Origin of the sequence: Metabacillus sp. Hm71, from assembly GCF_051842955.2 — a bacterium.
In the GTDB taxonomy this organism is placed as follows: Bacteria; Bacillota; Bacilli; order Bacillales; family Bacillaceae; genus Metabacillus.
Window position 1 is genome coordinate 4,865,422 of sequence record NZ_CM200278.1, and the last position, 12,642, is coordinate 4,878,063.

Here is a 12,642-nt window from a genome sequence, read left to right on the forward strand (position 1 = left end):
GTAAGAAATTAATTCAGGAGCAAGAGCAAAGATTGTATTAACGAAAGACTTTCACGGGAAATATTTTTTTTGATATATTCCTGATTATGGTCGAGTTGTGCTAATACTTTCGTTACATCACTTTCAAGTTCTTTTATTTTCAGTCTTAATTCTAATACATCAATCTCTTCTGCATTTTCATCTATTAGTCTCTTTTTTATTTGTTCTAATGACATCCCATCTTTTTTACACTTTTCTATAAAATGCAACCGCTCAACTGCCGACATATCATAGTATCGATAATTAGAAGGGGAACGTTCTACTTCCAACAGCCCCAAATTGGTATAATAATCAATCGTGCGTTTTGTCACACCAGTTCTTTCGGCTAATTCTCCAATTTTTAGTTTGCCAGTCCCAATATTATACCTCCAAACTATAACGTGATGGTTTCATCATACAATGTCCAATCAGGATCATCAAGTAATACGGATAGAAAGAATGAAAGTTTCACCATTCTGTCATTTTTTCTATTTTTGATCACCACATAGAAAAATCGAGTGTAAACGTTGTTTACACTCGATTTTATCCATTCTATTTAAACTGTTAACTTATACAACATCATATCCCTGATCTTCAATTGTATCCTTCATTTCTTTTTCTGTTACTTGGCTAGCATCAAATTTGACTTCAACTGTTCCTTGACCTAAGTCTACTTTTACATTAGATACACCATTTAATTTTCCTATACTTCCCTCTATTGAATTTACACAGTGATTACATGACATTCCTTCTACTTTTAAAAGAATTGTTTCCATTTATATTATCCTCCTATTTTTTCATTAATCGTTGCACAGTAATTAATAGTTCATCGATGATTTCTTCGTCACCCTCTTGAATTCTTTCGACAACACATGTTCTAAGGTGTCCTTCAAGCAGAAGCTTTCCAACACTATTAAGTGCTGATTGGGTTGCTGAGATTTGGGTGATGACATCATCACAATACGTATCCTTTTCAATTAACGATTTTATCCCGCGAATTTGTCCTTCTATTCTGTTTAACCGGGTGATTAAATTTTTTTTCACTTTTTCAGAATGATGACTTGTTCTATGCTCATGATGGCTGCATTGTTCCTGTTCAAGGTCGTGCTCAAGATTTTCATGATCATTGCTCAACGAATATGCCCCCTTACGTTCACTATCTTTTATATTATAATACCCCCCCTTCATCTATTCAAAATCTGCTGATTATTGCTTTATTTCAACAACAAATGGAAATGCTCTTACCACTCCATTTTGTTTAAACTCAGCCCAGATTTTATAATTGCCGGGTTCGTCAAATTGTGTTTCAAAGCGTGGCTCCTGATCACTTACCGGATGAACATGAATATAGTTTGTCCCTTCTTCATCTAAAATCACGATATGACCCATTGCCCCTAAATAAGGCTCTAATTTACTTTGATCCAATTCAAATGACATGGTGATTGGCTCGTTCGCCTTTTGTGAACTCATTTTTAGTGTCACTTCATAGCTATCTATCTTTTTGATTAACGATTGATCAGGCTGTAGTGCCTGATGGCTATGAGCTGTTTCCTTATTTCCAACCGTTAATGTTATGGGTTTGACCTGATACGTTAAATTATTTGGTTTGATATCAACAAACGCTTTATAGGCTCCTTCAGGCATTTTCTTATTCAGTTTAAATGTTCCTTTGCCAGTCTTATCTGGATGAACATGATAAAATTCAGCTAAATGCTCATCAACAATTATTAAATGCATCAGCTTTTCATGATTCACTTCGAGATCATCCACTAGATTTCCTTGTTGATCAGTCAGCTTCACAACAAGTGACGTGCCATCATAATTTACATCTGCATCCACTTCGCTATTATGTTCCAGATTATTTTCTTCACCATGATGTCCATGCTCACTTGTTTTGTCTTCTGTCACATGACTGTCTTGATGTTTATTCGTTGTTTGTTGTTCACTAGCAATTACTTCTGAATAAAACAAATAGGAGCCCATTACAACCAGTAAATATACGACTGCAGCTGCTGCCCATTTCATCATTTTCTCCAACCCCTTTTATGAAGCATCCTTTACATTTAATTTTACCCTTTGTAATCGCAAGGCATTTAATACAACGGATACAGAACTAAATGCCATTGCCGCACCAGCAAGCCATGGTGCAAGGAAACCGATTGCTGCGATCGGAATTCCGATTGTATTATAAGCAAACGCCCAAAACAGGTTTTGTTTAATATTACGAATAGTTTTCTTACTCATTAGGATCGCATCGGCAATGCTCATTAAGTCGCCTCTCATTAACGTAATATCCGCTGCCTCCATTGCCACATCTGTGCCAGTTCCAATTGCCATTCCTGTGTTTGCAACCGCTAGTGCGGGAGCATCATTGATGCCATCTCCGACCATTGCGACTAGCTTCCCTTGCTGCTGTAATTTTTTCACCTCTGCTGCTTTACCTTCAGGAAGGACTTCTGCTATAACCGTATCAATTCCCACTTCAGCAGCAATCGATTTTGCCGTCCTTTCGTTGTCACCAGTCATCATGACTACTTCCAGCCCCATTTCTTTCAAACGGTGAATCGCCTGCTTAGAAGTATCCTTTACTGTATCTGCAACAGCCACAATTCCCGCATATTGCTGATTGATTGCGACAAGCATCGCAGTCTTTCCTTTCATTTCAAGTGCTTCCATCTTTTCATTTGCATGACCAATCTGAATGTGATTGTTTTCCATTAAGCTTCTTGTTCCAATCAGAACTTCTGTACCATTTATCAGTGCTTTGACCCCATATCCCGGTATGGCTTCAAAGGAATCGACCTTTTCCAAAGCAGGCTGCTTCTCCTGAATTCCTTTTACAATCGCTTCAGCCAGCGGGTGTTCCGATTGCTTCTCAGTACTTGCTACATAACGTAAAAAGTCTTCTTCATTTATGCCGTTTTCCACGATCACATCCGTTAAAACCGGTTTACCATTTGTAACAGTCCCTGTTTTATCGACAATAACAGTGGTAATTTGGTGAGTTGTTTCTAGGTGTTCGCCGCCTTTAAACAAAATCCCATATTCGGCTGCACGACCGGATCCCGCCATAATCGATGTTGGTGTTGCTAAGCCTAATGCACATGGACAAGCGATAACGAGCACGGCGATTAGCTTTTCTAGGGCAACGGCAAATTCACCAGGACTAACCCAGAGATACCAAATAAAGAAGGTAAGAAAAGCAATTCCTACCACAATTGGTACGAAGATGCCCGAAATTTGATCGGCTAAACGCTGGATCGGTGCTTTTGAACCTTGTGCATCCTCAACCACCTTAATGATTCGTGCCAACGCTGTATTTTTGCCTATCTTTGTTGCTTTCACCTTTAAAAATCCATTTTTATTGATTGTGGCTCCAATGACGGCATCCCCTGCTGTTTTATCCACTGGAACACTTTCACCAGTAATCATCGATTCATCTAAGGCTGACTGTCCTTCAACAATTTCCCCATCTACCGGCACCTTTTCACCCGGCTTCACAAGAAAATAATCTCCAACGACGACTTCTTCTATCGGTATCTCAACTTCTTTACCATCTCGAATGACTAGCGCAGTTTTTGCTTGTAAGCCCATGAGTTTTTTAATTGCTTCTGATGAACGGCCCTTTGCTCGTGCCTCAAATAATTTCCCGAGAATTATTAACGTAATCAAAACAGCACTTGTTTCAAAATAAAGGGAAACCATATGCTCATTCGATCCAATTGACTTAATTGCCAAGTACAAACTGTAAAAATAAGCTGCAGACGTTCCAAGCGCGACTAATACATCCATGTTTGCACTTTTATTTTTTAATGCTTTAAATGCTCCAACATAAAATTGCTTTCCAACTAAAAATTGTACAGGTGTTGCTAACGCTAATTGAAACCAAGGATTCATGAACATCTCTGGCAAGTAAAGAAAGGACGTAAATTCAAAATGGCTGACCATCGCCCATAATAATGGAACAGATAAAATAAGCGAGAAAATAAATTTGCCTTTTTGTCTTTCCAGCTCCTGTGAACGGTGATCACTTCCTTCTGCTTTCTCTTCTTCTTTTACCATTGCCTCATAGCCTAGTTGGGAAACCTTATTTTTAAGATCTTGAACGGTTACTTGTGAAGCATTGTATTCTACATTTGCTGTTTCTAAAGCAAAATTCACTGAGGCATTTACGACTCCGTCCAGCTTGTTTAAGCCTTTTTCTATCCTGTTCGCACATGCCGCACAAGTCATGCCCATAATAGATAGTTCTGTTTTTTCTGTGGCGACTTCATATCCTAGATCATTCACCTTTCGAAAAAGCTGATCGATTTCTACTTGATTGGGATCATAGGTAACCGAAGCCTTTTCTAAGGCAAAATTGACATTCGCCTCTTCCACCCCTTCCATTCGTTTTAAACCTTTTTCAATTCGATTGGCACATGCTGCACATGTCATACCTATAATCGGCAGGTTAATTTCTTGCTTTGATGGATTCATTGAAATGTCTCCTTTATCTCAATGTAAATTCACTTCACACATGTTTAAAAAATTTGAGTGATATCACCTTTGTTATGTATTATACTATACCCCCCCATGGTATATGTCAATCCTTTTTCCACCATTTATTCTTACTTTTTTTATTTTAGGCATGTCACCCTGCTTATTAGTCTATACATAAAAGAAAAAAGGGTGTATTGGGGGGCTTTTATGTCTGAACATTTTTTTGCGTTTTTTATTTCTATAATGATTTTCTTATCAGGATGCAGCAACTCTCAGCAGCAAACAAATGAACCTCTTACAACAAAAGGAGCTAGTGAAAAGAATATGCAAGAGCAAGAAATGATTTCTGCACAAGCCACTTATATCGGACTCATGGATCCGCACACAATTGAAGTAATCGTCAATAATAAACCCTTGGCTTTGCAAATTACAAAAGAACAAAGGAAGATCCTAGAACCGCTGGAGACAAATAAAGAAATTCATATTGAGTATCGGTTTAATGAAGAAACGTCTCAGAATATTTTGGAGAAGGTGGAGATAGAGGAGTAAGAGACTTAAAAACAACGCCAAAGTCATTTAATAATACAAAAATGGGAAAATCCACATCGTCGTGGATTTTCCTTTTGCTCTTATTTTATAAAAAAGATAATGCCTCGAGCAAATAGATATTGATATTGATCCTATTCCTTATTCTTTAATTGCCTATCCAAATAAAACGTGCCAAATGGAATAAATGCAAGGAATACAGCCCATATTCCCCAGAGAACTGACCAATGTTTTTTAAATTTCACAACAGCTACCATGACGACAAACAAGACAAATAAAAATCCATGCAGACCGCCAACGATGGTGACGGCAAGAGGAAAATCAAGAAAATACTTTAGCGGCATGGCAATAATCAGTAACACTAAATAAGAAATCCCCTCTAAGTTCCCAACAAAGCGCAAAAAACCTACAGATGTTTGAAACATCATATCAACTCCAATTTCTAGCGATTTATACTTTTATTATACATGGATCATTTAGACAGGCTGTGATAAACTATGACAATTTCCTAACACAAAGAATGGGGTAAAGCCAACTAAACATAAGAAAAGCGCAAGGCGAATAGGAATAGAAGGTGTTCTTTACCTTCAATTCCTATTTGACTAGACCCTAGAGCAGATGGCGCCTGGAGCTAGACACTAAAACTAAGTACAAAATTTTATACTTACCTTTACAAAAAGTGAAAAGGAGCAGCCCTTTTCACCTAATAACCATCAACATTATTCAGCTGTTCTCTTACCTTAAACTTATGAATCAGCTCCTCTACTTCTTGGATGGTGCTTGTAAGAGCAGAAGCTAAATCTCCCAACTCCTCTGCAGATGCTGCCTGTTCCTCTGTTGTTGCTGTTACTTCTTCAGTTGTGGAGGAAGAAATTTCTGCTACTTCGACCATTTCATTTATCGCTTTTTCTACCTTTTCCTTATTGATCGTGATCTTTCCAATTGAGGCTTCCACATAATCAATTTCACTGATAATCGCATTTGTTCCTTCAAGAATATTTTCAAACGCCTTTTGTGTATCGTGGATTGAATTCGATTGTTCATTAAATAGTCTTATCGTTGTATCAACCATTTGAACCGATTTTTTTGTTTGCGATAATATACTGGCAATAACCAAATCGATTCTCAGCGACGAGGTTTTCGTTTGATCAGCAAGCTTTCGTATTTCCTGGGCAACAACCGCAAATCCTCTACCGTACTCCCCAGCTCTTGCCGCTTCGATGCTTGCGTTTAATGATAATAAGTTTGTTTCCTCACTTACACTCTTTATGATTTCAACGATGTCCTTTATTTGCGTTATTTCCTCATATAACACATTCATCGTTTGTTCAACTTGTTCAATATTCGTTCCCATTTCTTGATTTTTATTGGTTAACTCTTTAATCGTTTCAATAGATGTACTGCTAAGCTGTTTTGTTGTTTGCGTTATAGATGATACTCTTTCCATATTATTGGCTACCTCATTTATTTCAGCTGATAACTCTTTCATTTCCCGGTTTGTTCGTTCTGAATAATCGACCTGGCTGACAGCTCCCTTTGCAACGTCTTCAATTGCGCTGGCAATTTGTTCAGTGGCTATTGCCGATTCTTCGGCAATTCGTTTCAGATCATTGGCCCGGTTCACCGCATAGGTTGATACCTTTTTATTTTCTTCAATCATGACCGTAATATTGTCAATCATCGTGTTATAGCTTTTCCCTAGCTGACCGACTTCATTTTTATATAAATAGTCTGCCCGGTGTGTTAAGTCACCTTTTTCAGCCATTTTCATAATTGAAACGATGCGCTGTATGGGCCTAATCATACTTTTGGCTAAAAAGATGCTCGCAAAAACAGATAAAAGGACAAAAGCGAAAATAAGGATATAGACAAGATAAATCACATCATGAATTTCTTTTAATAAATATGCTTTTGAGGTTGAAACAGATACCTTCCAGCCGTTTTCACTTTCATGCAACGAAACTAAATTTTCATCATTAAGTTGTTGAGATTCATAGATACTTCCAACAAGCTTCTGTTTATTACTAGCTATTATTATACCGTTTTCATTAATAATCGAAATTTCTCTTGCTGATGTGTTTCTTCCATTTTCAAACACATCATCAAAAAGCTTTGCATTAGCGATAAGGATAAGGGTGCCTAGCTGATCGTATTTTCGAAACAAGTAAATATTTTCATAAAGATCCCCTAAACCGGATGTCCATAATACTGAACCCGATAATTCTTCCACTTTGTCAGGAATTTCTGAATCAAAGTATTCATCCACTTTAAAATCATCTGTAGTGCTTGACTCACCAAAAACAATGTTTTCTTCATTAATAAATAATAGCGCTTCAGCGTTTTCATTTGTAAATGTAATGCTCGAGAAATATTCTGTTACTTCTCTTTCCTTTGTAAATCTCTCATACTCTGTTAACCCCTCATTATTCTTTAACTGTTCCATTAAATCCATGTTCGATAAAGGAATTAGCGTAATGTTTTCAATTTCTCTTAACAGATGGTTTACATTTTTCGTAACCTGAACACCAATCTCATTATTCATATCAGAAACTTTGTTTTCAATCGTACTTGATGAAACAAAGTATACAACATTCCCGATCATGACACTTGGAATGATCGTAAATAATAGGATCAATAAAATAATTTTTGACTTTAATGTCATCCCTCTTAGATAACTTCTTTTCTGCCGTTTTTTATAGGACTTATTGGCAACAGACTTCTTTTTTTCCTTCACCATCTTAACCCCTTTGTATGTATTCACAAAATATTCTGACATGAGAGCAAAAAAATACAGTACTTTATACCTGGTTCTAAATAACTATATTCGTGTTTTTTCTCCTCTATATCCTGTATCCGCTTACAATTATACTATATTTCACCAAATATTTAATAAAAAACTTTTTGCTATTATTAGTTTATAGGCTTTTTTACCTATCGCAAACTTCATAATCTTATATTTTATCATTAAATACTTGAAGGATTATGTGATAAATTGAATAGAAGCAACCTATTTTACCTTTTGAAAAGAGCCATTCCTTGTTACTAAAAAAGCAACAATCTGTAAACAAAGAGACTAAATAAAAGAAGGGGCAGTCCGCCCCTTCTTTTGTTTACATTTCTAATGTTTCTACATGGCTTTCACTTTCCGCCTTTAGTCTTTGCTTTTTCGCCTTTTTAAAATGAAGCAGCTCATAAACAACTGGAATGACAATAAGTGTTAAAAGTGTCGCGACACTTAATCCGCCAATAACTACTACTGCTAAGCTTGCAGATACTAAATTCCCCATTTCAGCTTCTTTAAATAATAAAGGAAGCATCGCCGAAATGGTTGCTACAGCTGTCATGATGATCGGGCGCATTCTAATTGAAGCAGCCTCCACTATCGCATCACGAATAATCATAGTTTGTTCATTTTGCTTCACGCGATCTAATAGAACAATCGCATTTGTTACAACGATACCAATTAACATTAATGCTCCCAATAAAGCCGTTACATCAACAGATATGCCGCTGATGATTATTCCTAAAATCGCTCCAATTGCGGCAAGCGGTAAAGAAAAGAGAATCGCAATTGGTGCTCGGATGGTTTTAAAGGTGATCACCATAATCAGAAACACAATCCCAATCGAAGCAAGCATCGTCATAAATAAATCCTGAAAGTCGTTTGCTTGATCAACACTTGCCCCGCCGACAAGTACTTCCATGTTTTCAGGAATCTCTATGCCTTCGGTCGTTTTATCACCAAAAATACGCTTATTGATTTCCGTGGAAATGTCTGATAATTTTTCTGGATCAACAGTTGCCGTTATCCTGATATATTGATCCCCATCCTTATGGAATGTGCTAGTAGGTTCTTCTGTCTGCTTTAACTCCGCTACTTCTGCGATCGTTGTCATACCATTAGCCGTTATAATCGGAACATTTGATAATTCTTTTTCCGTCTCTGGATTAAATAACGGTTCCAGCATAACCGTGGTTTGCATTCCGTTCATTTCAACAGAACCAAGGGGGGTTTTGTTCAGCATGACTGCAGCTTGTTGGGCAACTTGGTCAGCTTTCGCAGCGGAAGAATTAACAACAAAGGAATAAACCGCTTTTGTTTCCTCTTGGTTGGAACTTACCTTCTCAATTCCTTCAATATCCTTGATCTCTGCTTCAACTTCTTCTGATAATATGATGAGTCCTTCCACATCATCACCGATTAAATCAATGGTTATGGAAGTCGAGCCTCCGCCCATCATTGTCGCTTCTGTAGCCTCAATTGTTGCATCCTTGTACACATCTTTTTGTGTATCAATCGTATCGATAAAGGCGCCCATATCTGCATCCTCTTCTAAGATTGCCATGATTTGCGCTTGAGTTGGATTACCAACGGCTCCGTATTTTGCTGCATCTTCAGAATTTCCTAATTGCAAATATGATGTATCAACCCCTTCTTGCGCTAACAAATATTCTTCAAGCTTCATTGATTCTTCTTTTACTTTTTCAATTGGTGTTTCATTCGGATATGTTAAAGAGACCAAGACGTAATCCGCTTTTGTTTTATTAACAGAGCCTTTAGGAAGCATGAAGTACCCCCCGACCGAGCCGACAAATAAAAGCAATGCGGTTACAAGCACCACCCATTTATGATTTAATGACCAGGTTAGCATTTTCGCAAAACGCGGAGATGGATTGTGCTCTTCTATTTTCGCCTTCTTAAGCAAGCCGGCACTCATAACAGGTACAACTGTAATGGCCACAATTAAAGAAGCCAACAGAGAATAAGTGATGGTTAATGCGAATGGAAGCAAGAAATCCTGCAAACTTCCACTTAACAGCCCCATTGGTAAAAATACAGCCACCGTTGTAAGGGTTGAAGAAGTAATCGCTGAGCCAACTTCCTTTGTGGCATCCATGACCATATTGATCGTGAATTTTTCATGTTGTGCTCTTCTAAAAATATTTTCAATAACGACGATGCTGTCATCTACAAGACGTCCAACTGCAACGGCTACTCCGCCTAATGTCAAAATATTTAATGTGACACCAGACTGATTGAGCAGGAATAAAGTAAACCCTAATGAAAGTGGAATGGACACAATCGTTATTAAAGTGGAGCGAAGATTACGTAAAAACAACATGATCACAATGGTTGCAAATAAGGCACCTAATAAAACTTCTTTAATCATACTGTGGACAGACGATTCTACCGAATCAGCTGAAGCTAAAACAACAGTCGTTTCAAGATTGTCGTACTTTTCATTTACTTCCTGTGACGCTTTTTCAGCTTCTTTACTTATCGTTACTGCGTTTGAATGACCATCCTTCGTAATAACGAAAATCAATGCATCCTTTCCATTCACTCGTGTAAGATTGTTTTCTTGTTTTGTGACGTTAATCGTTGCTAGATCTTTAAGAGGTACGTTGGGAAGCACTTCCGTTTCTCTTAGTTTTTCAATCGAATTTAAATCGCCAACAACCTTAAGATTAGCTGTTTTCCCATCTACTGTTTTTTCTCCGACTGCCGTTGCCATATTCTGTCCTTGAAGCAATGGCATAATATGCTCAATAGAAACTTTCTTTGCAGCCATCTTTTTTTCATCTAGTTCAACCGATACGTACGAAGGTATAGTTCCATTTGTTTGGATCGATGAAACTCCAGCAATTTCTTTAAAATAAGGAACAATTTCATCTTTCGCATACTGAATTGTTTCAGGATTGATTCCTTCGTCAAACGTTAACGCAATGTAGGAAACAGGTATCATGGACGTGTTCAATTGGACAATATTGGGCTTCATAACATTTTCGGGTAATGTTACATTTGCTAAAGCCTCCTCAATCTCCCGCTTCGCTTCTTTCTTATCAATACTAGACTCAAAGTGAATATCGACGGATGTATAGCCGTCACCAATTCTTGAAAACACATTGGTCTTCCCATTTACACCATCAACGGCATTTTCAATCGGAGTTGTCACCTGCTCCTCCATCATACTTGCGTCTAAACCTTCACCCATGGCAACCACTGAAATAAAGGGTTGGTCAGCAGAAGGCAAAAACTCCATCGGCAATCGAAAATAACTTAAAACTCCCAACACAAGTATCAACATTGACATAATAGCAACTGCAGCTTTGTTCTTAAATGACCATTTCGTCAGCCAAGACATCTTACAAACTCCTTTCAATTTTCGTTTTGCTTCCAACTAGTTTTGAACCAATCTAGTTGCAGGAAAAATTTCGTATAAGCAGCTCATTACTACAGTCATCATTCTAATAGCAAAAAGTGGAAGAGTTAAATGACTTAAGGTGTAAAACTATCTAGGGCTTAAGGCGTATATTACTAAAGGCTGTTTATGTAAACGCCAACAAATGGAGCGGGGGACGGCATTGAGCACAAACCGTTCTTATGGAGGAATTATAAAATGGAGAAGGATATGGAATAAAAGCAGCAACAAAGGGCTGCTCAAGTTTTGAGACAGCCCTTTATTACACTAGCTTTTTCGATTTATTTTATAACCATTGTCAATTTTGTCAAAGCCGATTTTCAGATAATAATCCATGGCTTCTTGAGCAGATAATAGGATTAATGACACCTGCTCCCCAAGCTCTCCTCTTAACAAGCGGACAAGTTCTTTACCAATTCCGCATTTTTGAAAGTTCCGATCAACAGCAAGATCTGATAAATAACAGCAATAGCTAAAATCCGTAATCGCACGTGCTACGCCAACTAAACGACCTTCAGCCCGGGCAGTGATGATGAGATCGGCATGTTCAATCATTTGCTGCAGCCGCGGAAGATCTTCAACAGGCCGTTTTATGCCAGACGCTTTAAATACTTCTGACAGCTCCTCGGCATGGATCGTGTCATTCACTTGGTAGGTTAACTTATTTATCATTGCTATTCCCCTCTCTTAATCATGAAATATATATAACTATATCGTATCTACCAACTTTTGTATGTATAAAAGCAAAAGGATCACTAGCCCACTACTAAACTTAATCATTGTGTTTAGAGTGTCTGTGACCCTTTAGTCTTATTCGCCTTACTTGCCTTCTAAAACCTGAATAAACGCTCTCATATAGTCCGGCAAATCAGGCGGACGTCTGCTTGATACAAGATGTCCATCAACAACAACTGCTTCATCCAGCCATTTCGCTCCGGCATTCTCCATATCATCACGAATACCTGGTGTACTTGTTACGGTTTTGCCGTTTAATATTTTTGCAGAGATCAGCACCCAGCCAGCATGACAGATTTGGCCAATCGGTTTTTTCTGCTCTTCCATATGCTGAACAATAGCCAGCACCTTTGGAAATCTGCGCAGCTTATCAGGAGCCCAGCCTCCTGGAACTAATAGAGCATCATAATCTTTAGGGTCAACATCTTGAAAGGCAAAATCAGAAGTTGCTGGCACCCCATACTTTCCTTTATATGTAAATCCAGCCTCTTCTCCAGCTAAATCAACAGTTGCCCCTTCTTCGCGTAAACGATGGATTGGATACCAAAGCTCCAAGTCCTCAAAATCTTCATGGACAAAGCTTAATACTTTTTTTCCTGCTAATTTCATTTGTGCTCCCTCCTTGTTTTCAACCCTTTCCCAAAAAACACCTTAAAGA

11 protein-coding genes are annotated in these 12,642 nt (G+C 37.9%); 1 reads left to right on the forward strand and 10 read right to left on the reverse strand.

The features are described 5' to 3' along the window. Positions 1-8: 8 nt before the first annotated feature. The 5 genes from ACSVDH_RS24030 to ACSVDH_RS24050 all read right to left on the reverse strand — a co-directional run bounded on the left by ACSVDH_RS24030 (position 9) and on the right by ACSVDH_RS24050 (position 4,497). Complete coding sequence (locus ACSVDH_RS24030) at positions 9-350, reverse strand: MerR family transcriptional regulator (protein WP_439252968.1); 342 nt, start codon at positions 348-350, stop codon at positions 9-11. A 237-nt stretch (positions 351-587) separates the two neighbouring features. Next, on the reverse strand, positions 588-794 hold the full coding sequence (copZ, locus tag ACSVDH_RS24035; protein WP_299092473.1) for a copper chaperone CopZ: 207 nt from the start codon (positions 792-794) through the stop codon (positions 588-590). Between the two features lie 13 nt (positions 795-807). Further along, a complete protein-coding gene (locus tag ACSVDH_RS24040) occupies positions 808-1,152 on the reverse strand; it encodes a metal-sensitive transcriptional regulator (protein WP_439252967.1) in 345 nt (114 codons plus the stop codon). A gap of 72 nt (positions 1,153-1,224) precedes the next feature. Further along, on the reverse strand, positions 1,225-2,046 hold the full coding sequence (locus ACSVDH_RS24045; RefSeq protein WP_439252966.1) for a DUF8832 domain-containing protein: 822 nt from the start codon (positions 2,044-2,046) through the stop codon (positions 1,225-1,227). A gap of 15 nt (positions 2,047-2,061) precedes the next feature. After that, positions 2,062-4,497, reverse strand: coding sequence for a heavy metal translocating P-type ATPase (locus ACSVDH_RS24050; RefSeq protein ID WP_439252965.1), 2,436 nt, complete (start codon positions 4,495-4,497; stop codon positions 2,062-2,064). Between the two features lie 210 nt (positions 4,498-4,707). Here ACSVDH_RS24050 and ACSVDH_RS24055 point away from each other — a divergent pair, with 210 nt between their 5' ends. Next, positions 4,708-5,049 (forward strand): LytA/YqiH family protein, encoded by a 342-nt coding sequence (locus ACSVDH_RS24055; RefSeq protein WP_439252963.1) that lies wholly within the window; start codon positions 4,708-4,710, stop codon positions 5,047-5,049. A 131-nt stretch (positions 5,050-5,180) separates the two neighbouring features. Here ACSVDH_RS24055 and ACSVDH_RS24060 read toward each other — a convergent pair whose 3' ends face one another. From ACSVDH_RS24060 to ACSVDH_RS24080, 5 genes are all read right to left on the reverse strand, one after another. Then, positions 5,181-5,471 carry a DUF3817 domain-containing protein gene (locus ACSVDH_RS24060; protein ID WP_439252961.1) on the reverse strand — a complete coding sequence of 97 codons (291 nt, stop codon included), beginning with the start codon at positions 5,469-5,471 and terminating at the stop codon, positions 5,181-5,183. Positions 5,472-5,749: 278 nt separating this feature from the next. Beyond that, positions 5,750-7,780, reverse strand: coding sequence for a methyl-accepting chemotaxis protein (locus tag ACSVDH_RS24065; protein ID WP_439252959.1), 2,031 nt, complete (start codon positions 7,778-7,780; stop codon positions 5,750-5,752). Positions 7,781-8,156: 376 nt separating this feature from the next. Continuing rightward, positions 8,157-11,192 (reverse strand): efflux RND transporter permease subunit, encoded by a 3,036-nt coding sequence (locus ACSVDH_RS24070; protein ID WP_439252957.1) that lies wholly within the window; start codon positions 11,190-11,192, stop codon positions 8,157-8,159. A gap of 324 nt (positions 11,193-11,516) precedes the next feature. Next, positions 11,517-11,921 (reverse strand): GNAT family N-acetyltransferase, encoded by a 405-nt coding sequence (locus ACSVDH_RS24075; RefSeq protein ID WP_439252955.1) that lies wholly within the window; start codon positions 11,919-11,921, stop codon positions 11,517-11,519. A 147-nt stretch (positions 11,922-12,068) separates the two neighbouring features. Then, entirely contained in the window at positions 12,069-12,593 is a 525-nt protein-coding gene (locus ACSVDH_RS24080) for a type 1 glutamine amidotransferase domain-containing protein (protein WP_299092491.1), read from the reverse strand. Positions 12,594-12,642 lie beyond the last annotated feature (49 nt).